This window comes from Caballeronia sp. TF1N1, from assembly GCF_022878925.1.
Taxonomy (GTDB): Bacteria; Pseudomonadota; Gammaproteobacteria; order Burkholderiales; family Burkholderiaceae; genus Caballeronia.
Genome location: NZ_CP084627.1, coordinates 280,821 through 303,798 on the forward strand (window position 1 = coordinate 280,821; position 22,978 = coordinate 303,798).

17 protein-coding genes, 1 pseudogene and 1 CRISPR repeat array (1 of these 19 running past the window's edge) are annotated in these 22,978 nt (G+C 61.2%); of the genes and pseudogenes, 10 read left to right on the forward strand and 8 right to left on the reverse strand.

The genetic code is table 11. From position 1 onward, the window contains the following. A CRISPR array of direct repeats spans positions 1 to 1,856; the repeat unit is 28 nt; unit sequence GTTTGCTGCCGCGTAGGCAGCTGAGAAA (it extends 820 nt beyond the left edge of the window). Positions 1,857 to 1,902: 46 nt separating this feature from the next. Next, positions 1,903 to 3,175, reverse strand: a pseudogene (locus LDZ28_RS15335) (IS256 family transposase). A 407-nt stretch (positions 3,176 to 3,582) separates the two neighbouring features. Here LDZ28_RS15335 and LDZ28_RS15340 point away from each other — a divergent pair. Further along, entirely contained in the window at positions 3,583 to 5,034 is a 1,452-nt protein-coding gene (locus tag LDZ28_RS15340) for an aldehyde dehydrogenase family protein (protein ID WP_244829239.1), read from the forward strand. Between the two features lie 192 nt (positions 5,035 to 5,226). On the opposite strand, the gene LDZ28_RS15345 is transcribed toward LDZ28_RS15340, so the two are convergent. Both LDZ28_RS15345 and LDZ28_RS15350 read right to left on the reverse strand, forming a co-directional pair. Further along, complete coding sequence (locus tag LDZ28_RS15345; protein ID WP_244829240.1) at positions 5,227 to 5,571, reverse strand: hypothetical protein; 345 nt, start codon at positions 5,569 to 5,571, stop codon at positions 5,227 to 5,229. Between the two features lie 97 nt (positions 5,572 to 5,668). Then, on the reverse strand, positions 5,669 to 6,613 hold the full coding sequence (locus LDZ28_RS15350; protein WP_244829679.1) for a LysR family transcriptional regulator: 945 nt from the start codon (positions 6,611 to 6,613) through the stop codon (positions 5,669 to 5,671). A 444-nt stretch (positions 6,614 to 7,057) separates the two neighbouring features. Between LDZ28_RS15350 and oxlT the strand changes: the two genes are divergently transcribed. The 5 genes from oxlT (at position 7,058) to LDZ28_RS15375 (ending at position 11,720) form a co-directional block, all read left to right on the forward strand. Then, on the forward strand, positions 7,058 to 8,410 hold the full coding sequence (gene oxlT / locus LDZ28_RS15355) for an oxalate/formate MFS antiporter (RefSeq protein ID WP_244829241.1): 1,353 nt from the start codon (positions 7,058 to 7,060) through the stop codon (positions 8,408 to 8,410). Positions 8,411 to 8,419: 9 nt separating this feature from the next. Next, a complete protein-coding gene (locus LDZ28_RS15360) occupies positions 8,420 to 9,361 on the forward strand; it encodes a LysR family transcriptional regulator (protein ID WP_244829242.1) in 942 nt (313 codons plus the stop codon). Positions 9,362 to 9,652: 291 nt separating this feature from the next. Continuing rightward, positions 9,653 to 10,666 (forward strand): 2-dehydropantoate 2-reductase, encoded by a 1,014-nt coding sequence (locus tag LDZ28_RS15365; RefSeq protein WP_244829243.1) that lies wholly within the window; start codon positions 9,653 to 9,655, stop codon positions 10,664 to 10,666. Positions 10,667 to 10,777: 111 nt separating this feature from the next. After that, entirely contained in the window at positions 10,778 to 10,999 is a 222-nt protein-coding gene (locus tag LDZ28_RS15370) for a hypothetical protein (RefSeq protein WP_244829244.1), read from the forward strand. Continuing rightward, positions 10,989 to 11,720, forward strand: a complete 732-nt coding sequence (locus tag LDZ28_RS15375) for a GntR family transcriptional regulator (protein ID WP_244829245.1) — start codon at positions 10,989 to 10,991, stop codon at positions 11,718 to 11,720. Before LDZ28_RS15370 ends, LDZ28_RS15375 begins: the two co-directional genes overlap by 11 nt. A gap of 202 nt (positions 11,721 to 11,922) precedes the next feature. Here the strand turns inward: LDZ28_RS15375 and sucD are convergent, their stop codons facing one another. Then, entirely contained in the window at positions 11,923 to 12,795 is an 873-nt protein-coding gene (gene sucD, locus LDZ28_RS15380) for a succinate--CoA ligase subunit alpha (RefSeq protein ID WP_244829246.1), read from the reverse strand. 14 nt (positions 12,796 to 12,809) lie between these two features. Beyond that, positions 12,810 to 14,009: an ADP-forming succinate--CoA ligase subunit beta gene (sucC, locus tag LDZ28_RS15385; RefSeq protein ID WP_244829680.1), complete on the reverse strand. Its 1,200-nt coding sequence runs from the start codon at positions 14,007 to 14,009 to the stop codon at positions 12,810 to 12,812. A 310-nt stretch (positions 14,010 to 14,319) separates the two neighbouring features. Here sucC and LDZ28_RS15390 point away from each other — a divergent pair, with 310 nt between their 5' ends. The 4 genes from LDZ28_RS15390 to LDZ28_RS15405 all read left to right on the forward strand — a co-directional run bounded on the left by LDZ28_RS15390 (position 14,320) and on the right by LDZ28_RS15405 (position 20,509). Continuing rightward, positions 14,320 to 16,086: a thiamine pyrophosphate-binding protein gene (locus LDZ28_RS15390; protein ID WP_244829247.1), complete on the forward strand. Its 1,767-nt coding sequence runs from the start codon at positions 14,320 to 14,322 to the stop codon at positions 16,084 to 16,086. 38 nt (positions 16,087 to 16,124) lie between these two features. Then, positions 16,125 to 17,381: a formyl-CoA transferase gene (gene frc / locus LDZ28_RS15395; protein WP_244829248.1), complete on the forward strand. Its 1,257-nt coding sequence runs from the start codon at positions 16,125 to 16,127 to the stop codon at positions 17,379 to 17,381. Between the two features lie 81 nt (positions 17,382 to 17,462). Further along, entirely contained in the window at positions 17,463 to 19,661 is a 2,199-nt protein-coding gene (locus LDZ28_RS15400) for an acetate--CoA ligase family protein (RefSeq protein ID WP_244829249.1), read from the forward strand. A gap of 59 nt (positions 19,662 to 19,720) precedes the next feature. Further along, positions 19,721 to 20,509: a fumarylacetoacetate hydrolase family protein gene (locus LDZ28_RS15405; protein WP_244829250.1), complete on the forward strand. Its 789-nt coding sequence runs from the start codon at positions 19,721 to 19,723 to the stop codon at positions 20,507 to 20,509. A 103-nt stretch (positions 20,510 to 20,612) separates the two neighbouring features. On the opposite strand, the gene LDZ28_RS15410 is transcribed toward LDZ28_RS15405, so the two are convergent. The 3 genes from LDZ28_RS15410 to LDZ28_RS15420 form a co-directional block, all read right to left on the reverse strand. Further along, positions 20,613 to 20,867 (reverse strand): CsbD family protein, encoded by a 255-nt coding sequence (locus LDZ28_RS15410; RefSeq protein WP_244829251.1) that lies wholly within the window; start codon positions 20,865 to 20,867, stop codon positions 20,613 to 20,615. Positions 20,868 to 20,976: 109 nt separating this feature from the next. Continuing rightward, complete coding sequence (locus tag LDZ28_RS15415; RefSeq protein ID WP_244829252.1) at positions 20,977 to 21,333, reverse strand: response regulator; 357 nt, start codon at positions 21,331 to 21,333, stop codon at positions 20,977 to 20,979. Next, positions 21,330 to 22,841, reverse strand: coding sequence for an ATPase domain-containing protein (locus LDZ28_RS15420; protein ID WP_244829253.1), 1,512 nt, complete (start codon positions 22,839 to 22,841; stop codon positions 21,330 to 21,332). Before LDZ28_RS15420 ends, LDZ28_RS15415 begins: the two co-directional genes overlap by 4 nt. Positions 22,842 to 22,978: the final 137 nt, after the last annotated feature.

Here is a 22,978-nt window from a genome sequence, read left to right on the forward strand (position 1 = left end):
CACGAAGTTCGACACAATGAACGGTTTGCTGCCGTGTAGGCAGCTGAGAAACTATTCGGGCAAAAACCGGGTCGTCGCCGCAGCGTTTGCTGCCGTGTAGGCAGCTGAGAAAAGGAAGCGCCAGTTCTGCACGCAGTATCTGAAGTTTGCTGCCGTGTAGGCAGCTGAGAAACCATCCGTTGCCTCAAGCGCGGCGAACACATTGTTTGCTGCCGTGTAGGCAGCTGAGAAAGATCAGCGGCAACCGGTTCGGTGACAACACCTGTTTGCTGCCGTGTAGGCAGCTGAGAAATCTTGCTTGGCGCTCTCTGCAATTTTCGATTGGTTTGCTGCCGCGTAGGCAGCTGAGAAAGACCCAGACGTCCCGATATTCCCGCAAATAAAGTTTGCTGCCGCGTAGGCAGCTGAGAAAAATAGAAGCACTTGAGCAAGGAATGCATCGTCGTTTGCTGCCGCGTAGGCAGCTGAGAAAATTACCGAAGAATGCGCCCGCATACATGGAGCGTTTGCTGCCGCGTAGGCAGCTGAGAAAGCCAATCGAAAATCTTCAGTTGCGGCAGCATAGTTTGCTGCCGCGTACGCAGCTGAGAAACTCCTATGCTGCCGAGATCGTCTCGGCAGACAGTTTGCTGCCGCGTAGGCAGCTGAGAAACTAGAAGGGCGTGCCGGTTTCGGTCTACTCAAGGTTTGCTGCCGCGTAGGCAGCTGAGAAAGTCTGCGGGTCTTCCACAACACAGGAATTGTATGTTTGCTGCCGCGTAGGCAGCTGAGAAAAGCTTCGTGTCTTCGCGATACCAGGGGTCGATGTTTGCTGCCGTGTAGGCAGCTGAGAAATGACAAACGTTTGCGCGAGCGAGCGAGATCGGTGTTTGCTGCCGTGTACGCAGCTGAGAAAGTGACCTTTGAATTGACTCATGCGCCCTGCTGGTTTGCTGCCGCGTAGGCAGCTGAGAAAGGCACGTCAATCAACGCGAGCTCGCTCTCCAGCGTTTGCTGCCGCGTAGGCAGCTGAGAAAGATTCGCCGCCCCGCTTTCGCAGGATCCGCGAGTTTGCTGCCGCGTAGGCAGCTGAGAAAGTACGTCGGCGTGCATGTGATCATTGGGGACCGTTTGCTGCCGCGTAGGCAGCTGAGAAAACGAAATGTACGCATGAACATCGAACATGAGATGTTTGCTGCCGCGTAGGCAGCTGAGAAAAATCATCAGCGGGTGCAATCGCGCGCAAAGCACGTTTGCTGCCGCGTAGGCAGCTGAGAAAGAATCCAACCACGAGGAGAAATCAGATGAACAGTTTGCTGCCGCGTAGGCAGCTGAGAAAAAGATAAAAGCCGACCGCACATAAGGCCATGCGTTTGCTGCCGCGTAGGCAGCTGAGAAAGTCAAGACGTTCTTCGAATCGCAGAAGGCGACGTTTGCTGCCGCGTAGGCAGCTGAGAAAATTCGCGTGGCACTTTTATCAGCTGATGCGCAGTTTGCTGCCGCGTAGCAGCTGAGAAAATGAGCGATCTCACTGCGCTTGAAGCTTGGGCGTTTGCTGCCGCGTAGGCAGCTGAGAAATCGTCACGATATTCAAACTCGGGGGAAGGAAAGTTTGCTGCCGCGTAGGCAGCTGAGAAAAGCAGCTCACCGTCGAGCGATACGACGCGCTGGTTTGCTGCCGCGTAGGCAGCTGAGAAACTTCCCTGCGGGAAGGAGCGAGTCGCCCTCTGTTTGCTGCCGCGTAGGCAGCTGAGAAAGTTCGCACGAGAAGAACGGGGTTCCATCGATGGTTTGCTGCCGCGTAGGCAGCTGAGAAAGCCGGGCAGCGCGCAGTGGTACGGGCAAACGAGTTTGCTGCCGCGTAGGCAGTTGAGAAAATAAAAGAACCTGTCCGCATTTTTGTGTGCGAGGCGGTTAGCGGAGTCACCCGCGTGCGTTGGTAAAACGCTCTCCAAACAGGATGGCAAACTGGTTCATCGCGGACGACCAGTCGAACGCCGCGCGTACTGACTTTGCCAGCACGTTGCGCAATGCCAGCCACAGCAGCTTGATGGCGGCCTCGTCATTGGGGAAGTGGCCGCGTGTCTTGATGATCTTGCGTAGTTGCATGTTCAGACTCTCAATGGCGTTTGTGGTGTAGACGACACGGCGTATGTCCGGCGGAAACACGAAGAACGGTGTGACGTTCTCCCACGCCCGTCGCCACGACTGCACGATAGTCGGATACTTCGCACCCCACGGGCCTTCGGCAAAGGCCTCCAGGGCCTGCTGAGCGGCCTGTTCACTCGCGGCGGCATAGACCGGCCGCAGCGCTGCGGCCACGCTCTTGCGGTCCTTGTAGCTGGCGTACTCCAGACTGTTGCGGATCAGATGCACGATGCAGGTCTGCACGGCCGTGCGCGGGTACGCCGTGCCAATCGCCTCAGCCAGTCCCTTCAGGCCGTCGACCACCGCGATCAGGATGTCCTGGCAGCCCCGGGTCTTCAGTTCGTTGAACACTTTCAGCCAGAACTTCGCCCCTTCGGTCTGTTCGATCCACAGGCCGAGCACATCGCGCTGGCCGTCGGCCTGAATACCCAGCGCCAGATACACCGCCTTGTTGCTCACCACGCCGTCGCCACGGATCTTCACACGCAGCGCGTCGAAGAACACCACCGGGTACATCGGCTCAAGCGGACGGCTTTGCCAGGCGAGCGCTTCAGCCATGACTTCGTCGGTGACCGAGCTGATGAAATAGGGCGAAACCTCGGTGCCATAGGCTTCGGCCAGAAACGCCTGGATCTCGCGCACACTCATGCCGCGCGCGTACATGGCGATGATGCGCTCGTCGAAACCGGTAAAACGGCGCTCGTGTTTCGGAATAAGGATGGGTTCAAAACTGCCGTCACGATCACGCGGCAGATCGACCCTGAGCGGGCCATAATCGGTGATGAGCGTCTTGCCGCCTGGCGCCGTTACGTTCGTTGTCCTGGCCGTCGGGTTTCGGCTGCCCCGCCAGGTCGCCCAGATGCATCTTCATCTCGGCGCCCATCGCGCGCTCGATGAGTGCCTTGTTGAACGCCAGCATCAGGTCCTGGACCTCGGTGGGCGTCATCGGGCCTTTGACCAGGTCATCCAGCAGACCTTCCGGAAGGGCAGGCAGCGGCCCTCGGGCCGCTGCCTGAGAAGCGACGGTGCGTTTCTTCTTCATCGGCATATCCATGACTTTTACCTCTCATAATATGCCTCGCCCACAGAATTACGGATAGGTCCAACGCCAGTCAAGCTGCGATCCAAAACACAGTTTGCTGCCGTGTAGGCAGCTGAGAAAAATCATTGCGGAGATGAATAATTGACTGAGAGGTTTGCTGCCGCGTAGGCAGCTGAGAAAGCACACTGCGCTGGACGGCAACGCGCTGTCCTTTGCTGCCGCCTAGGCAAACCGCCAAAACCACGACTGAAAAGCCATCACCCAAACCCCTCCGCCCGCTCGCCCAAGCCGCCAAAGAAACCCGAAACCACCCACCCATACACCCCACCCTATACAAACGATAAGAATGTTTTTCTATCGACAACGCCGTAAGTGCCCCACCATGACACGATTCGATAAAAGCGGAGACGATCATGGCAAGCACCACGGATTTGAAGCGCTACGAACTGTTGATCGGCGGCGAGTTCGTCCGGCCCGGCGGCGCGGAATATTCGACGAATCTCGATCCCGCCACTGAAGAGCCGATCGCCTACGTCGCCCAAGGCACCGCCGCCGATGTCGATCGCGCCGTGATCGCCGCCCGCGCAGCGCTCAAGCCGTGGAACGCCATTCGCGCGGCGGATCGCGGGCGCATTCTGATGAAGCTCGCCGACCTCCTGCGCCAAAATCAGGACGAACTCGCCGCGCTCGAAAGTCTAGACGGCGGCAAACCAATCGCGGCCGTGCATCGGCAAGACGTGCCCGCCGCCATCGACACGCTGACCTACTACGCCGGCTGGTGCGACAAAATCAACGGCCAGGTCGTCCCCGCGCGACCCGACGCGCTCACCTACACCGTGCGCGAGCCGGTCGGCGTCGTCGCGGCCATCGTGCCATGGAATTTTCCGCTGATGATCGGCATGTGGAAGATCGCGCCCGCGCTTGCCTGCGGCTGCACGCTGATCGTCAAGCCCGCCGAAATCACGCCGCTCTCCGCGCTGATGATCGGCCGGCTCGCGCTCGAAGCCGGCGTGCCGCCCGGCGTGCTCAATATCGTGACGGGCAAGGGTTCGGTCGTCGGCGATGCGCTCGTCGCGCATCCAGGCATCGACAAAGTGACGTTCACGGGATCGCCATCGGTGGGACGCGGCATCCTGCAAGGCGCGGCAGGCAACTTCAAACGCGTCACGCTAGAGCTGGGCGGCAAATCCGCCAACGTTATTTTCGGGGATGCCAACATCGACGGCGCCGTGCGCGCGGCCGCCTCGGGCATCTTCTTCAACGCGGGGCAGGTGTGTTCGGCGGGCTCGCGCATCCTGGCGCAACGCACGGTCTACGACGAAGTGGTCGAGCGCCTCGCCGAACGCGCGCGCACCATCAAGCTCGGCGATCCGTCGAAGCGCGAAACCAACATGGGCCCCGTCATCTCCGCCAAACAGATGCAGAGCGTGCTGAATTACGTGGACATCGGCAAGGAGGAGGGCGCGTCGCTCGTGACGGGCGGACGGCGCGTCGGCGAGCGCGGTTACTTCGTCGAGCCGACCGTATTTGCGAACGTCGAACACGAGATGCGCATCTCGCAGGAAGAAATCTTCGGACCGGTCGCAAGCGTGATTCCGTTCGATGACGAAGCCGACGCGCTACGCATCGCGAACGGCACGCTGTATAGCCTCGCGGCGGGCGTGTGGAGCGCGGATATCGGACGCGTGCATCGCATGGCGGCGGGGCTCAAGGCGGGCACGGTGTGGATCAACACTTACGGCTATACGGATGTGCGCTTGCCCTGGGGCGGCTCCGGCGATTCCGGCTTCGGCCGTGAACACGGCGATGTCGCCATCGAAAACTTTACGGAGCCCAAGGCGGTTTGGGTTTCATTGACGCCTTGATACGGGCTTTTCAAACAGCGCCAGCTTTGAATGTAGGCTGCTGCTTGTTTCTGTAGAAAGCGCGTTCGTCGGCGTTCGGATTGCGGCACCTGCACAACCCAATGCCGGAAGGCGGCCCGCACTAATGCCGGTCCGCCTTTCGAAAATCATGAAAGCGCGTTCAACGTTCCATACGAATACCGAAGCCGAGAATCAAGCTCGCACCTCTTTTCCTTCGTCATCCCGCGCGCGCCAAAGCCGCGCGCGCTGCGTGCTGTCTTTATACTGCACGGTGTTTTGGCGGCACGCTTCGAGTGTCGAATTCTTCCGCTCGACAATTGCGCCGCAAAGAAACTCCGCGCTATAAGCCTTCAAAAGATGCGGCGAATGCGTCGCGATATATTGGGCGATCTTTCCGTAATCGCTTTCGGTCGAAGCGAGCGCGCGGTAGGTATCGGCATCCCAACGGAACATCAGGTCGAGCTCTTCGAATGCAGTATTGAAAGCGCACACTTGCGCCTGAACTTCGCGGTCGTCGCTTAAGGTCGCATGACTCATGTTCGTCTCCTGTATGGCCGTGGGGCTTCCATGCAGGATAGGGAACTCGATCCATTTACGAAAATTAAAGTTTCTTCGCGTTTATATTTCGGATGACTTATACATCGGGTTTACCGGTACTCGCGACAATATGCGTAATCGCTTCGATCTGAGCCGCGCCTTCATCGACGAGAAATTGCTTGAATGCCAATGCAACCGGAGGCAAACGCTTGTTGTTGCGATGAACGACGAACCAGTTGAGCATGACGGGAAAACCCTTGATATCCAACACCGCGAGTTTGCCAACTTGCAATTCCATGCTGATGGTGTGAGCAGACAAAAAGCTCACGCCCATGCCCGCAATGACAGCCTGCTTGATGGTTTCCGTGCTGGTTATCTCCATTGCCACATTCAGATTGGCGAGCCGGCCGGCAAAGCCTTCTTCCATCGAATTCCATGTGTCGGAACCGCGCTCACGAACGATAAACGGTTCATCCGCAAGCGCTTCTAGCGGCACGTCCTTGAGCCCGACCAGCGGATGATCCGGCGGCGCAACGATCACATACGGATGCGGCGCGAAAGAGATATTCACCGTGTCCATGTCGCGCGGCGGCCGAACCATGACGGCCAGGTCGGTGAGATTATCAGTCAGTTGATGCAGCAGTTCCTCGCGATTATGGACCGCAAGGTTGAGGCGGACATCCGTATTACGTTTGGTGAATGCCGCAAGCAAGCGCGGAAAGAAGTAGTCGCCCGCGCTAATGACCGCCACGTTGAGCGTACCGCCCGAAACCCCTTTGAGCCGCGCCATGGCGTCATCGGCTTCGCGGAATTGTTCGAGGATCGCGCGGCTGTGATGAAGCATCTCGTTGCCCGCGGTCGTCAGATAAATCTTTTTGCCGAGTTGCTCGAAAAGCGGCATGCCCGCATGTTCTTCGAGCTGTTTGACCTGCGTGGAAACAGCCGGCTGAGTGAGATAAAGCTCTTCGGCCGCGCGGGAAAAGCTCAACCGGCGTGCAACCGTTTCGAAGATTTTGAGTTGACGCAGGGTAGCATTACGCAGCACGGCGGGCCCTCATCCATTCACGATACTGAATTTATACAATAATTTTTTCTAACTTTCCTTAATCGTTTATATCCCCCACGATGCTTTCACGTCCTGCCAGTCTGTAAGACTTTCAAGGGCGAAGCGCACGGCCCCCACGGCGCGGCATCTTTAGTACCCAGCCAAAAAACGAAGCCTGCAAAGGCCGCATCAACCATCCAGCTCTATTGGGAATCGCTCGAAATGATTCTTCGATCGCCTGACGCGGATGCTTGCCGGATGTTCTCATCCATCGCCTTGTTCGATACGCGTTGCCACGCCCACGCCCACGCCCGCGTCGCGTTACCCGAGCACTTTCCCTGACCGACCGCCACGCCGCCGACGCGCATATCGATGCACTCGCGCCGGCATCTCGCTGTAAATCAAGCGCCGCACGAGCGCGAATGAATAACGGAGACAGACATGGCAAGCGCAGACACGGTTGTGTCCGGGCAACCGCACGGGCGTCATCACAACAGGTGGGTTCAGTTGACGATCGGTATCCTGTGCATGGGACTCGTCGCCAACCTTCAATATGCATGGACGCTGTTCGTCGTACCGATGGATGCCAAGCACCATTGGGGCCAAGCGGCGATCCAGACCGCCTTCACCATCTTCATCGTCACCGAAACCTGGCTCGTGCCCGTCGAAGGCTGGCTCGTCGATAAGTTCGGGCCCCGGCCCGTCGTCATAGGCGGCTCGATCTGCGCGGCCATCGGCTGGTGCATCGATGCGCATGCGACCAGCCTCATGCATCTCTACATCGCGGCCGTGGTGGCGGGCGTGGGCGCGGGCTGCGTGTACGGCACGTGCGTGGGCACGGCGCTCAAGTGGTTCCCGGACAAGCGCGGCCTTGCGGCGGGTTTGACGGCCGCTGGTTTCGGCGCGGGCGCGGCGGTCACGGTCATCCCCATCTCCAACATGATTCAGAGTGCGGGCTACGAGCACGCGTTCATGTTCTTCGGCATCTTCCAGGGCGTGTGCATCTTCCTGCTCGCGCTCATGCTGATTCGTCCGAAGCCGCCCTTGAACGTGGTTCCGGCCAAGCGCGTGGTGTCCACGAAAATCGACTACACCACCGGGCAGATGGTGCGTGCGCCGCTCTTCTGGGTGCTGTACCTGATGTTCGTGTTCGTCGCGGCGGGCGGCGTGATCGCCACGGCGCAGTTCGGCCCGATTGCCAAGGAATACGGCTTCGCGAAGATGCCCGTGAATATCCTCGGCGTGACCTTGCCGCTGCTTGCGATGACGCTGTCCATCGACAACCTGTGCAACGGTTTCACACGGCCTTTGTGCGGCTTCATTTCGGATAAGATCGGCCGCGAGAACACCATGTTCATCATCTTTCTGGGCGAAGGCGTGGCGCTGCTCGGGCTGATGCAGTTCGGCCACAATCCGTACATGTTCATGCTGTTCGCCGCGCTCACGTTCCTGTGCTGGGGCGAGATATTCTCGATTTTTCCCGCCACTTGCGCGGATACTTTCGGCAGCAAATACGCGGCGGCCAACGCGGGCACGCTTTACACGGCAAAAGGCACGGCGTCGATGCTGGTGCCGCTTGCCTCGGTGCTCGCGTCGATTGGTTCGTGGAACGCGGTCTTCATCACGGCGGCGATCACGTCGATTGCAGCGGGCCTGTGCGCTAAGTTCGTGCTCGCGCCGATGCGCAAACGCTGGATCGAAAACACGGTCGCCGAAACGGCCGCGGATTCGTCGATCAACGCGTCGTTTCAGGCGGGCTGGAGCGACGCGCCGCGCAAACCGTCGGTGCAGTGAGCGAGCGGCATGCGCGATCGTCGAGATGAAATCGCGCCGCCGCTTTGCGTATCGCTGCATCAGTTGCGGTTGTTCGTCACGCTCGCGCGGCATCGCAGTTTTACCCGCGCGGGCGATGAATTCGGTATCACGCAGTCGGCGGTCAGCCGCAGCATCCGCGAACTCGAGGATGAACTCGCGCTGCGGCTTTTCGACCGCACGACGCGTCAGGTCGCGCTCACCGATACCGGGCGTACGCTGCTCGGGCGCATCGCGCCGCTCGTCGAGGAACTCGAAGCGACGCTGCGGCCGCGCACCGCGGACGAAGCCGAACCGGGCGTCGTCAATCTTGCCAGCAGTTGCAGCCTGACCGCGAGCGTGTTGCCTGCGTTGCTCGGCTCGTGTCATGAGCGGCATCCGGGAATCGCGGTCGAGGTGATGGACCGGCCGCAGAACGCCGTGCTGCAACTGGTGCGTTCGAGCGAAGCGGACATGGGGCTCGTGATCGCGCCCGGGAGTCTCGACGAACTCGTTGCGGAACCGCTTTTCGACGACGACCTCGCTGCTGTCGTCAACGTGTCGAGCCCGCTTGGCGATGCGGACTATATCGACTGGACGCAACTGCGCGCTTCGCCACTTCTCCTCCTCGATGACGACACCGGCAGCCTCGATGCCATCGAAGGCGCGCTTGCGCGTCACGCGGTGACGGGCGCCTTGCGTCAGCGTCTCGCGCAGCCGGTTGCCGTCGCGCGAATGGCGCAGGCGGGACTTGGCATCGGCGTCTTGCCGATGCATGCGCGGATGGCTTGCGAGACCATCGGCGTGCGGTTCGTGCCGCTTGCGCCGCGGGCCGTGCGAACGGTGATGCTCGTGCGGCGGCGCGGGCATGCGTTGCGGGCGAATGCAGCGCATGTGTGGTCGCATGTTGCGGCGTCTTCGTCGCGGAGTTCGATGGCGTTTCAGGCTGCGTGAATCCGCGCGGACGCCGCGCAGGCGTAGTCATACGTCGAGTGCTATGCATCGTCACCCGGCGGTGCGCAGAACCTTAGTCGTCGCTATCGAACTGTTTCTGTTTGACGCTCACGCGGCGCGCGCGCCTAATTCCCATAGCAGGCTTTCCCTAAACGACACGACACAAACGCGCTCCTCGTGCGGGTTTCCGCTCGTCCGAAAGCGCGCGATTCGCCTTGTCGCTCCCCATTATGGAATGTAGTATCTTGTATATCAGAAGGTGATCCGCATACAACCTCAGGAGACGAAATCATGAAAATCTGCGTGTATGGCGCCGGTGCGATCGGTGCATATATGGGCGCGCAACTCGCGCGGGCTGGAGCGGACGTCAGCTTCGTGGCGCGCGGGCCGCATCTCGCGGCAATGCAAGCGAACGGCGTGAAGCTTCAGATCGATGGCGAGGAACACGTCGTCAAAGTCCGCTGCACGAACAATCCCGCCGAACTCGGCCCGCAAGATTTCGTGATCATCGCGCTGAAGGCGCATTCGGTGCCGGGCGTCGTCGATCTCATTCCGCCGCTCCTTGGACCCGATACGGCGATCATCACCGCCGTCAATGGCCTGCCTTACTGGTACTTCTACGAGCATGGCGGCGAACTCGCTGGAACGACGCTGCAAAGCATCGACCCAAGCGGGCGGCAGTGGAGCGTGTTCGGACCTGAGCGCGCAATCGGCTGCGTGCTGCTGCCGGCGGCGGAGATCGCGGAGCCGGGCGTCATCAAGCATGTGTACGGCAAGAAGTTTCCCATCGGCGAACCGAGCGGCAAGATCACCCCGCGCCTGCAGGCGCTGCACGACATCATGGCCGCCGCCGACATGGAAGCGCCGATGCGCGACAACATCCGCGATGAAATCTGGCTCAAGCTCTGGGGCAACCTGTGTTTCAACCCGATCAGCGCGCTCACGCATGCGACGCTCGACGTGCTGACGAGCGACCCCGGCACGCGCGCGCTTTCCAAAGCGATGATGCTGGAAGCAAAAGCAATCGGCGACAGGATCGGCGTCAACTTTCGCGTCGATGTGGAGCGGCGCATCAATGGCGCGGGCGCGGTGGGCGCGCACAAGACATCGATGCTCATGGACTGCGAAGCCGGCCGCCCGATGGAGATCGATCCGCTCATCACCGTCGTGCAGGAAATCGGGCGCCTTGTGAAAGCCGAGACACCGATGATCGATGCCGTTCTCGCATTGATCAAGCTGCGCGAAGGCGTGAACCAAGGCACGGCCAAGGCTTTACCGCCCCCGCAAACGCAGAAAGCCGCCTAAACTGCATCCAGGAAGCCGGCGTTGTTTCTGATATACAAGATGCAAAATATGTTGAAATGTATTGCAACGCAACATATACTGAGGGCTCTTGAAGATTAACCGGAGCCTGAAATGAGCATCGCCTTGTTGGTTGTCATCGGATTCGCGCTGGTTGCCGTGGGTGTGGGCGTTACGTTTATGATTGCGTCGGCGGTGCCGCAGGACATGCTGCAGCGCGCACAGGATCACGGTCGGTTTGCCGGTCTCGCGGCGGACGACCAGAACGGCGGTTCGGGCAAGCGTGTCGATGCTTCCCGCCCGCACATGGGAACTCAAGTCATCAATGCCATCTGATACTCAATCCGTAGACCGGCCGGACGTTCGCCCAAGCGGCCTTACGCTGTCGCTCGAGCCGATCAATGCCACGGTTTCGCTGCGCGATCAGGCGTACGCGAAGCTGCGGCAGGCAATAGCGGAAGCGGACATCTACCGTTCGCGGGAAGAGATCCGTCTCGACGAAAAAGAACTGACCGAAGCACTGGGCGTAAGCCGCACGCCCATTCGCGAAGCCATGACGCTGCTGGAGCAGGAAGGCTTTCTGCGAACCGTGCCGCGTCGCGGCGTGTATATCTTGCGCAAGACCAAGCGCGAGATCGTCGAGATGATCCACATGTGGGCGGCGCTGGAAAGCATGGCGGCGCGCCTTGCCACGCAGCGCGCGTCGGACGAGGAAATCGCGCAGTTGCGCCACATGTTCGACAACTTCCGCGACGCCACGCCGGCGGAGCACATCGACGAATATTCGGAAGCGAATATCGCGTTTCATCAGGCTATCGTGCGGCTGTCGAAGTCGCAGATCATCTTCGACACGATCAAGAACATCTTCGTGCACGTGCGCGCCATTCGCAAGATGACGATCTCGCAGAGCGACCGCGCGTCGCGCTCGATCGTCGATCACATGCGGATCATCGAGGCGCTCGAGAAGCGCGACACGGAACTGGTCGAGCGGCTGGTGAAGCAGCATTCGCTGGATCTCGCCGCGTTCGTCGAGGCCAATTGCGACTTTCTCGATTGAGTCCGAACTGAAAGCTGGCAGGCAGGTTGAGAAAGGCCGCGTGACGATTGAACGTCACGCGGCTTTTTTTATCCTTCCAGCCGATACTGCGTTACCCGTTTCCGGTGGCTCGCGCGCGTCTGCACGCTGACAAGTTTGACGACGGCTGTCCGACTATCTTGCCGCGCCGAGGGAGCCACTCAATTTCTAATGGCGCCCTTGCTCACCGCATCGCGTGAAGCATCGTTTCGCCGAGCGCGGCGGGGGAATCGGCGACATGAATGCCCGCCGACTTCATTGCGTCGATCTTCGCGCTTGCCGTGCCCGAACCGCCCGAAATAATCGCGCCCGCGTGCCCCATGCGGCGTCCCGGCGGCGCGCTCGTGCCGGCGATAAACCCGACCACCGGCTTCTTCGTGTTCGCGTCCTTCAGAAACTGCGCGGCTTCTTCCTCCGCCGATCCACCGATCTCGCCGATCATGATGATGCCTTCAGTCGCGTCGTCTTCGAGAAAGAGCGCGAGGCAATCGATGAAATTCGTTCCGTTCACCGGATCGCCGCCAATGCCGATGCAGGTCGTCTGACCGAGCCCCGCAGCGGTGGTCTGCGCGACGGCTTCATAAGTGAGCGTGCCCGAGCGCGACACCACGCCTATTTTCCCCGGCCGATGAATATGCCCCGGCATGATGCCGATCTTGCATTGCCCCGGCGTGATGACGCCTGGGCAATTCGGCCCGATGAGCCGGCTGCGCGAGCCGGTGAGCGCGCGCTTCACGCGCAGCATGTCGAGCACCGGAATGCCTTCGGTGATACAGACGATGAACGGCACCTCCGCGTCGATGGCTTCGAGGATGGCATCGGCGGCGAAGGGCGGCGGTACGTAGATGACGGATGCATCCGCGCCGGTTTTCGCGACCGCGTCGGCGACGGTATCGAACACGGGCAGGTCGAGATGCGTCGTGCCGCCCTTGCCCGGCGTCACGCCGCCAACCATGCGCGTGCCGTACGCAATCGCCTGCTCGGAATGAAACGTGCCCTGCGCGCCGGTGAAGCCTTGGCAGATGACCCTGGTATTGCTATCGATCAGAACGCTCATTGTCGGCTTCCTCGTCAGTGATGGGCAGCGGCGACGGCGCCGACGATCTTGTCGGCGGCATCGGCGAGATTTTCAGCGGGGATGATGGTGAGGCCGGAGTTGCGCAGAATCTCGCGGCCCGCGTCGACATTCGTGCCGGCAAGGCGCACGACGAGCGGCACGCGCAGGTCGATCTCGCGCGCGGCCGCGACCACGCCTTCCGCGATCACGTCGCAGCGCATGATGCCGCCGAAGATGTTGACGAGAATGCCTTGCACTTTGGGGTCGCGCAGAATCAGCTTGAACGCGGTCGCGACGCGTTCCTGGGTCGCGCCGCCGCCCACGTCGAGGAAGTTGGCGGGCTCGCCGCCGTAGAGCTTGATGATGTCCATGGTCGCCATGGCGAGGCCCGCGCCGTTCACCATGCAGCCGATGTTGCCGTCGAGCTTCACGTAATTGAGGCCGTGTTTCGCGGCTTCGATTTCGGCGGCATCTTCCTCGTCTTCGTCGCGCAATGCTTCGATATCGGGATGCCGATACAAAGCGTTGTCGTCGAAATTGAGCTTGGCATCGAGCGCGATGACATCGCCGGAACCGGTGACGACGAGCGGATTCACTTCCACGATGGAGGCATCCAGATCGACGAACGCCTGATAAAGCGCCGCGATGAACTTCGATGCCGCCGCCACTTGCTTGCCGCTCAAGCCTAGCCCGAACGCGACTTCGCGCGTGTGAAACGGCTGGAGACCCGTCGCCGGATCGATCGACACCTTGAGAATTTTCTCCGGCGTGCGATGCGCCACTTCCTCGATCTCCATTCCTCCTTCGGTCGACGCCATGATCGTGATGCGCGACGTGGCGCGATCCACCAGCATGCCGAGGTAGAGCTCGCGTGCGATGTCGCAGCCTTCCTCGATATAAAGCCGCTTCACTTCCTTACCCGCAGCGCCGGTTTGCTTGGTCACGAGCACCGACGCGAGCATCTGCTGCGCGTTTTCTTGCACTTCGTCGACAGATTTGACGACGCGCACGCCGCCTTTGCCGTCGGGATCGTTGGCGAAGCGGCCCGCGCCGCGTCCGCCCGCATGAATCTGCGATTTCACGACCCAGACCGGGCCGCCGAGGGCGCGCGCCGCGTTGGCCGCGTCGATCGCGGAGAAGGCAACCTGGCCTTGCGGTACGGCGACGCTGTACTTCCGCAGCAGCACCTTCGCCTGATATTCGTGGATATTCATCATGTCTCCCTAGTCGTCGGTTCTCTGAGCGCAACCGGGCTTCAGCGACTGCGACGGTGCGCTGAAATATGATATATCACATATCACGATAAGATTTCACGCTGTTTTGTTGATGCTCTGCAGCACGAAACACGCGCTTAAGAAGATGCGGAGGCGCTATGAAGGGATGACGCATTGCATCACAGGGTTTTCGCCATCGCTCGACGCTTGACTAATACTGTGTGTGGAATATTGTATATCACAGCAACCGGACGGCAGCGCGACGTCACGGAAGCCTTGAACACAACCCCCTTCGAGGAGGAGACAAACAATGTCCGAAGTCGTCAGCAGCCGTCCGGAAGTCGCTCCCGCCACCACCACCGCGGATGACACGCTCAAACAAAAAACACGCGGCGCGGGTGTCGTCTCGGGCGGCCATTTGGTCGCCCGAGCGCTCAAGAACGAAGGCGTCGATACCATCTTCACGCTGTGCGGCGGTCATATCATCGATATCTACGATGGCTGCGTCGATGAAGGCATTCGCATCATCGATGTCCGTCACGAACAGGTCGCCGCCCACGCCGCCGATGGCTACGCGCGTCAGACCGGCAAGCTCGGTTGCGTCGTCACCACGGCCGGCCCCGGCTGTACCAACGCGGTGACAGGTGTCGCCACGGCGTTTCGCTCGGAAAGCCCGATCATCCATATCGGCGGGCAGGGCGCGTTGACGCAGCACAAGATGGGCTCGCTGCAAGACCTGCCGCACGTCGACATGATGGCGCCGATCACCAAGTTCGCCGCCACCGTGCCGAGCACCGAACGCGTCGCCGACATGATCTCGATGGCCGCGCGCGAAGCCTTCAACGGCGCGCCCGGCCCGGCGTACCTGGAGATTCCGCGCGATGTGCTCGACCGCGAAATCGATGTCTCCAAGGCCGTGATTCCGCAGCCGGGACGGTATCGCGCATCGACGAAATCGGTGGGCGATCCGCTCGATATCGAGAAGCTGGCCGACCTGCTGGTCGACGCCGAGCGTCCCGCGATCCTCTACGGCCAGCAAGTGTGGACCGCGCGCGGTCACGAAGCAGCCATCGCGCTGTTGCGCGGCCTCGACATTCCCGGCTACTTCAACGGGGCGAGCCGCGGCCTCTTGCCGCCGGGCGACCCGCATCACTTCGACCGCACGCGTTCGCAAGCCTTCGCGAAGGCCGATGTGATCGTGATCGTCGGCACGCCATTCGACTTCCGCATGGGTTACGGCAAGCGCATCAGCCGCGACCTGAAGCTCGTGCAGATCGACATGGATTACCGCACGGTCGGCAAGAACCGCGATATCGATCTCGGGCTCGTAGGCGACCCGGGCGCGATCCTCGGTGCGGTGCTGCAAGCGGCGAGCGGACGCATCAAGAACGACAAGCGCCAGAGCCGTCAGGCGTGGATGCGCGAACTCGCGGCGGCGGAAGAAACCGCGACGGCCAAGCTGATGCCGCTCTTCACGTCCGACGCGAGCCCGATTCATCCGTACCGCGTCGCGCACGAAATCAACCAGTTTCTATCGGACGACACGATCTATATCGGCGATGGCGGCGACGTCGTGACCATTTCCGCGCAGGCCGTGCGTCCGCGCCGTCCGGGTCAGTGGATGGACCCCGGCGCGCTTGGTTCGCTCGGCGTCGGCACAGGCTTCGCCATCGCGGCGGGTCTTGCGAACCCCGAAAAGGAAGTACTCTGCTATTACGGCGACGGCGCTTTCTCCATGACTTCGTTCGACATGGAAACCGCGAATCGCTTCGGCGTGCCGTATCTCGCCGTCATCGGCAATAACTCGGCGATGAACCAGATCCGCTACGGCCAGCTCGCCAAGTACGGTCAGGAGCGCGGCAACGTCGGCAATTTGCTCTCGGACGTGCCGTATGGCCGCTTCGCCGAAATGCTCGGCGGCTATGGCGAGGAAGTGTACGAGGCCTCGAAGATCGCGGGCGCGTTGCAGCGTGCGCGGGAATCGATCGCCAAGACGGGCAAGAGCGCGGTCGTCAACATCTGGGTCGATCCGACCGTGTACGCCCCCGGCACGATGGCTCAAACGATGTACAAATAAAGCCACTGACAAGCCACTGAAGACATTGGGAGACAGCCATGAATAATTCGGGCAAGGCACTGGATGGCGTGCGCATCCTCGATTTCACGCACGTTCAGTCGGGGCCGACCTGTACGCAGTTGCTCGCGTGGTTCGGCGCGGACGTCATCAAGGTGGAGCGCGCGGGCGCCGGAGACATCACGCGCGAGCAGTTACGCGATATCCCCGACGCCGACAGCCTCTACTTCACGATGCTCAACCACAACAAGCGTTCGATCACCATCGATACGAAGAATCCCGAAGGCAAGAAGGTGCTCGAAACGCTCGTCAAGAAGTGCGACGTGCTGGTCGAGAACTTCGCGCCGGGCGCGCTCGATCGCATGGGCTTTACGTGGGAGCGCATTCAGGAGCTGAACCCGAAGATGATCGTGGCGTCGGTCAAGGGCTTCGGGCCCGGACCGTACGAAGACTGCAAGGTGTACGAGAACGTGGCGCAATGCGCGGGCGGCGCGGCATCGACGACGGGTTTCGACGATGGCCCGCCGGTCGTCACCGGCGCGCAGATTGGCGACTCGGGCACGGGCTTGCACCTCGCGCTCGGGATCGTCACGGCGCTGTATCAGCGCAATGCAACCGGGCGCGGCCAGCGCGTGCTCGCGGCGATGCAGGACGGCGTGCTGAACCTTTGCCGCGTGAAACTGCGCGATCAACAACGGCTCGAACGCACCGGCACGATGAAGGAATATCCGCAGTATCCGAACGGCACATTCGGTGAGGCGGTGCCGCGCGCGGGCAACGCCTCGGGCGGCGGTCAGCCGGGCTGGATTCTCAAGTGCAAGGGTTGGGAGACGGACCCGAACGCGTATATCTACTTCATCACGCAGGCGCCGGTCTGGGGCGAAATCTGCAAGGTGATCGGCAAGGAAGAGTGGATCGACCATCCGGACTACAAGACGGCCAACGCGCGCCTGCCGCATCTGAAGGACATCTTCGCGGAGATCGAGCGCTGGACCATGTCGAAGACCAAGTTCCAGGCCATGGAAATTCTCAACAAACACGACATTCCGTGCGGCCCGATTCTCTCGATGAAGGAAATCGCCGAAGAGCCGTCGCTCAGAAAAACCGGCACCGTCGTCGAAGTGGATCATCCGGTGCGCGGCAAGTATCTGACGGTCGGCAATCCGATCAAGCTGTCGGATAGTCCGACCGAAGTCGTGCGCTCGCCGCTGCTTGGCGAACACACCGACGAAGTCATGGCCGAACTCGGCTACTCGCCCGATCAGATCGCGACGCTGAGAAGCCTCGGCGCAATCTAAACGCCTCATTCGATGCCTGTCGCGCCGCCTCCTCGTGAGGCGGCGTGGAGTGGCACGTCCATACGAACGGAGACAAGTCAGATGAACAGCACCGTTGTGCAGGAACGCAATGACTCTTCGACGCAAGTCGCGAACGCTATCCCGCTGCATGCAGCCGATGCGAAACGCCGCGTGGCGGAAGTGTTCGATCGCGTGAAGGCGGAAGGGCGTACGCCGCTCACGGCGCCGGAAGGCAAGCTCGTCTGCGACGCATACGGCATCGCCGTGCCGCGGGAAGGCGTCGCGACGAGCGCGGACGATGCGGCGAAACTCGCGTCGTTCATCGGCTTTCCGGTGGTGCTGAAAATCGTCTCACCGGAGATTTTGCACAAGACGGAAGCGGGCGGCGTGCTCGTCGGCGTGAAGAACGAAGCCGATGTCAAAGCGGGCTTCGCGACGATCATCGAGAACGCGAAGAACTACGACGCGAACGCGACGGTCCTCGGCGTGCAAGTGCAGCAGATGGTCGGCGCGGGACAGGAAGTGATCATCGGCGCGGTGACCGATCCTTCGTTCGGCAAGCTGATCGCGTTCGGGCTCGGCGGCGTGCTCGTCGAAGTGCTGAAAGACGTGACCTTCCGGCTCGCGCCCGTCACGCGTGACGAAGCCGCCTCCATGCTCGACGGCATTCAGGCGGCTGAAGTGCTGCGCGGCGTGCGGGGCGCAGAGCCGGTGCATCGCGAGAGTCTCGTCACGCTGATCGAGCGCGTGTCGCGCCTCATCGACGACTTCCCGCAAATCTCGGAGATGGACCTGAACCCGGTTTTCGCGAGCCCGAGCGGCGCGGTGGCGGCGGACGTGCGCATCGTGATGGACTTCGAGCCTGCCGCGCCGCGTTACCGGCCGACGCAGGAGCAGATCGTCGCGCAGATGAACCGCATCATGAAGCCAGACGCACTCGCCGTGATTGGCGCGTCGAACGAGGACGGCAAGATCGGCAATTCGGTGATGAAGAACCTCATCAACGGCGGCTACCAGGGCGCGATCTATCCAATCCATCCGAAAGCCGACGAGATCATGGGCCACAAGGCGTACAAGAGCGTGAAGGACGTGCCCGGCGTGATCGATGTCGCGGTGTTCGCCATTCCCGCGAAGTTCGTCGCGCAGGCGCTCGTCGAAGTCGGCGAGAAGCAGATTCCCGGCGCGGTGCTGATTCCTTCGGGCTTCGCGGAGACGGGCAATCACGAAGGCCAGGAAGAACTCGTGCGGATTGCGCGTCAATACGACATTCGCATGATGGGCCCGAACATCTACGGCTTCTATTACACGCCGAAGAATCTCTGCGCGACCTTCTGCACGCCGTATGACGTGAAGGGCAAGGCGGCGCTGTCGTCGCAATCCGGCGGCATTGGCATGGCGATCATCGGCTTTTCGCGTTCGGCAAAGATGGGCGTCTCGGCAATCGTCGGGCTCGGCAACAAGTCGGACATCGATGAAGACGACCTGCTCACGTTTTTCGAGCAGGACGACAACACCGAGATCATCGCGCAACACTGCGAGGACTTGAAAGATGGCCGCGCGTTTGCCGAAGCCGCGAAGCGCGTATCGAAGAAAAAGCCGGTCGTGGTGCTAAAGGCCGGACGCACGAGTCTCGGCACGCGTGCGGCCAGTTCGCACACCGGCGCGCTCGCGGGCAACGACAAGATCTACGAAGACGTGTTTCAGCAATGCGGCGTGATCCGTGCGCGGTCGCTGCGCGATTTGCTGGAGTTCGCGCGCGGCATTCCCAAATTGCCGACGCCCAAGGGCGAGAACACGGTCATCATCACGGGCGCGGGCGGCTCGGGCGTGTTGCTCTCGGACGCGTGCGTGGACAACGGCCTGTCGCTCATGACCATGCCCGACGATCTCGACGCCGCATTCCGCAAGTTCATTCCGCCGTTCGGCGCGGCGGGCAATCCGGTCGACATCACGGGCGGCGAGCCGCCGACGACCTATAAGAACACGATCAAGCTGGGTCTAGAAGACGAACGCGTCCATTCGATCATCCTCGGCTACTGGCATACGATCATCACGCCGCCGATGGTCTTCGCGAAGCTCGTGATCGAAGTGAAGGAGGAGATGAAGGCGCGCGGTATCGAAAAGCCGATCGTGGCGTCGCTCGCGGGCGACGTGCAAGTGGAGGAGGCGGCGGAGTATCTATACGCGCATGGCGTGCCGGCCTATGCGTATTCGACCGAATTGCCAGTGGCGGTGCTCGGGGCGAAATATAAGTGGGCGCGCGGCGCGGGATTGATCTGAGCAAAGCGGGGCGCTTAGGCGCCCCGCGGCGCCCCTTCCTAATCACACGGACCTTCATAGTGACCACCTGGATTCGTTTTCGCGATGCCGACGGCCGTATTGGCTTCGGCACGCTCGATCCGCACTCCGGCCGCGTCGTGCAGTACGACGGCGCATTGTTCGGGCAAGCACGTCCGACCGACATTTCCTTCGCCGCCGACGACCTCACCCTGCTCGCGCCTTGCGAACCGAGCAAGGTCATCGCGTTGTGGAACAACTACTACGCGTTGTCGCAGAAGCTCGACAAGGCGCCTCCTGCGCATCCGCTCTTTCTGATCAAGCCGCCAATGTCCGTGATCGGGCCAAACGAGTCGATCAAGCGGCCGAAAAGTTATCACGGCAAGATTGCGTACGAGGGTGAACTGGGAATCGTGATCGGCAAGACGGTTTCGGGCGCGTCGGTGGAAGAGGCCGAGGCGGCCATTTTCGGCTATACGTGCGTGAACGATGTCACCGCCATCGAACTCTTGCAGGAAGATCCCAACTTCGCGCAATGGTGCCGCTCGAAGGGCTTCGATACCTTCACGTGTCTCGGGCCCGCCATCGTCACGCCAGGCAACGGCTTCGACTGGCGCGCGGCCCACGTGGTCACGACGCTGGACGGCGTCGAGCGTCAAAATTATCCGCTCGACGACATGATCTTTTCGCCCGCCGAGCAGGTCAGCTTGCTGTCGCACGACATGACGCTCGTTCCCGGCGATGTCATTGCGTGCGGTACGTCGATCGGCGTGGGATCGATCAAGGACGGCGCGCGCGTGGAAGTGACGATTCGCGGAATCGGTACTCTGGCGAACACGCTCGCGGCCTGAAGCGGTGTGAGCATCGTGCAATAAAAAACGGCAAAGCCGACTTGCGGACTTTGCCGTTTTTTCACGCCTGGCGCCATGCGAGATGGCGCCGCGCGTCGATGTCTCAACGATCGCGATTCCACAGCGCGCCGAGCACGAAGCCCACGGTCGCCGCGATCAGCAAACCGTTGATCGGCTGACTCGCCACCGCCACGCGCAATTGATCCACGGTCTCACCGTAGCTCTGCTGCAGCGAGCCGAGCGCCTGCCGCGTCTTGCCGGCCACTTGCGTTTCCGAGTCGCCCGTAAGCGCGCCAACCGCATCCTGCACCTTGCCCACGACCTGTTGCGCCGCGCCTTCCACTTGATCCTGCACCATGGTGCCTCCCTTCTCGTCTGTAGCGGTTATGGTCAATGTTGCAGCGGGCTGATCTTGCGGCATCCCGGCAACGTCCGAGTGAAACAAGGAGCACGCTTCGTGCCCAAGGTCAGGCTTCGCCGAGTTTATGTTTAACCAGATCGAGCAAATCGTCGATGGAAAGCGGTTTGCGGCGGAACTGCGCGTTGGCGTGTTCCAGCGTGGGCGCATGCGCCGCCGCGCTCATGAGAATCACGGGAACCTGTGCGAGCGAGTCGTTCGCCGCCAGTTCGCGGATGAAGGCAACGCCGTCCATGTGCGGCATCATCCAGTCGGTGATGACGAGGTCGGGCGGATTCGCGCGCGCGGATTCGAGCGCCACGCGCCCGTTCGACGCGGTCGTCACTTCATAGCCTTCCATTTCGAGAATGAGGCGCCAGGTTGTGAGGATGTCGAATTCGTCGTCGACGACGAGGATTTTTTTCATGCTCGCTGGCCGGGGTCCGACACAGAAAGCGCAGGCGCCAACGACGGATGTCCGGACAGCAGACCCGTCGAGCCGATGAACCCTTCGCTGATATGCAATCCGCGCGAATCGATCGTGAGACGGCGGATCGCCGTATCGTGCGAACCTTCGCGCTGTTTGACCACCGACACCATGCGATACAGCGACGAGTTTGCCTCGACATAGCGCAGGAGCACGATGTTTTCGGTCATCGCGGACGCCCGCAAGGTGGTGGGCGTCGTCGAATCGCCGTAGAGCGGCAACTCTTCCGTCACGAGCGTGGTGACGCCGGCTTCGCGCAGACGGTGCGTGAGCGCGTTCAAGAATAGCCCGAGGCGCTCGGTGCGGTTGGCCGACTGAAAGAAGCCGTCGACGCCATCCACCACGAGCCGCGACGCCTTCGAGCGCTGGATCGACGCAATCAGTTCCGAGGCAAGTTCGTCGATGGCGAGTTCCACGGCGGGATGCCATTCCAGTAGCAAATGGCCGCTATCGACAGCGTCTTTCAGGTCGATGCCGACCGACGCCGCCTTCGCGATCAGCCGCTCCGGCGACTCGTAAAGCCCGAAGTAGACGCACTGCTCGCCGCGCGCCGCGCCCGCCTGCAAAAACTTGAGCGCGAGCAGCGTCTTGCCGACGCCCGAGGGCCCAATAAACGTGGTGGTCGAACCGCGCACCACGCCGCCGCCAAGCATCTGATCGAAATCGGGGAAACCGAAGGCAAGACGGCTTTCGAAGTCCGGCACGTCGTGCGCATTCGCCGACGATGCTTCGAGTCGCGGGAAAGTCACGAGTCCGTCCGCCGTGATCTTGAAGAAATGCTTGCCGAGCAGATGATCGCGCGCGCGCAGCTTATGCACTTCGATTTCCCGTGCGCGGCGCATTCCGGTGTTGTAGCGATTTAGCTCGATCAAGCCATCGACCAATGTGTGCTCGGGATGCGGCTCGTTGCCGGACAGCGGCGCGAGGATGAGCGTCGTGCAGCGCGCGGCGCTCACGAAGGCCGACAACTCGTGGATGAATTGCGAGAGTTCGAGTTCGGTCGAACTGAATTCGCGGGCGCTGCGAAAGCCGTCGATGACCATGAAACGCGGGCGGCTCGTGCGGATGGTCGCCGCGATGAGCGAGAGAAAGCCCGACAGGCCGTCGCGTATCAGTTCGTGGTAACCGCTCACAAACAGCATGCGTTCGGAAATGGCGTCGGCGTCGTAGAACGACATTGCCCGGAGGTGCGACAGCAGCTTCGTGTGCGATTCGGCGATCAGCGTGATGTATAGCACCATGTCACCCTGGCCCACGCGATGAAAACCGATCTGCGACGAAAGGATCGTCTTTCCCGCGCCAGCCATGCCTTCGATCATGTACAGACCACCTTCGGCGAGACCGCCGCCCAGAATCTCGTCCAGACCTGCCACGCCAGTCGTGACGTTGCCGTCGTTGGGTATGGGCTGTCGGGGCGAAACGGTGGGGAGCTTGTCGTCTTGGGTCATGGAGTGTTCGTTTTACTTGGCGATCCGTTTGAGCGAACGCGAATTATGGCTGACTCCGAGCAACAATGGGATCTTCCGTCTGTGGTGAAAGCCCGTCCGCCTTGGCGCTGGATGACAACCCATCGATGGGCAGAGGC

Excerpts from the sequence above, each read along its gene's own strand:
- LDZ28_RS15340 (WP_244829239.1), top strand. The coding sequence starts at position 3,583 with ATGGCAAGCACCACGGATTTGAAGCGCTACGAACTGTTGATCGGCGGC.
- LDZ28_RS15345 (WP_244829240.1), bottom strand. The coding sequence starts at position 5,571 with ATGAGTCATGCGACCTTAAGCGACGACCGCGAAGTTCAGGCGCAAGTG.
- oxlT (WP_244829241.1), top strand. The coding sequence starts at position 7,058 with ATGGCAAGCGCAGACACGGTTGTGTCCGGGCAACCGCACGGGCGTCAT.
- LDZ28_RS15360 (WP_244829242.1), top strand. The coding sequence starts at position 8,420 with ATGCGCGATCGTCGAGATGAAATCGCGCCGCCGCTTTGCGTATCGCTG.
- LDZ28_RS15365 (WP_244829243.1), top strand. The coding sequence starts at position 9,653 with ATGAAAATCTGCGTGTATGGCGCCGGTGCGATCGGTGCATATATGGGC.
- LDZ28_RS15370 (WP_244829244.1), top strand. The coding sequence starts at position 10,778 with ATGAGCATCGCCTTGTTGGTTGTCATCGGATTCGCGCTGGTTGCCGTG.
- LDZ28_RS15375 (WP_244829245.1), top strand. The coding sequence starts at position 10,989 with ATGCCATCTGATACTCAATCCGTAGACCGGCCGGACGTTCGCCCAAGC.
- sucD (WP_244829246.1), bottom strand. The coding sequence starts at position 12,795 with ATGAGCGTTCTGATCGATAGCAATACCAGGGTCATCTGCCAAGGCTTC.
- sucC (WP_244829680.1), bottom strand. The coding sequence starts at position 14,009 with ATGAATATCCACGAATATCAGGCGAAGGTGCTGCTGCGGAAGTACAGC.
- LDZ28_RS15390 (WP_244829247.1), top strand. The coding sequence starts at position 14,320 with ATGTCCGAAGTCGTCAGCAGCCGTCCGGAAGTCGCTCCCGCCACCACC.
- frc (WP_244829248.1), top strand. The coding sequence starts at position 16,125 with ATGAATAATTCGGGCAAGGCACTGGATGGCGTGCGCATCCTCGATTTC.
- LDZ28_RS15400 (WP_244829249.1), top strand. The coding sequence starts at position 17,463 with ATGAACAGCACCGTTGTGCAGGAACGCAATGACTCTTCGACGCAAGTC.
- LDZ28_RS15410 (WP_244829251.1), bottom strand. The coding sequence starts at position 20,867 with ATGGTGCAGGATCAAGTGGAAGGCGCGGCGCAACAGGTCGTGGGCAAG.
- LDZ28_RS15415 (WP_244829252.1), bottom strand. The coding sequence starts at position 21,333 with ATGAAAAAAATCCTCGTCGTCGACGACGAATTCGACATCCTCACAACC.
- LDZ28_RS15420 (WP_244829253.1), bottom strand. The coding sequence starts at position 22,841 with ATGACCCAAGACGACAAGCTCCCCACCGTTTCGCCCCGACAGCCCATA.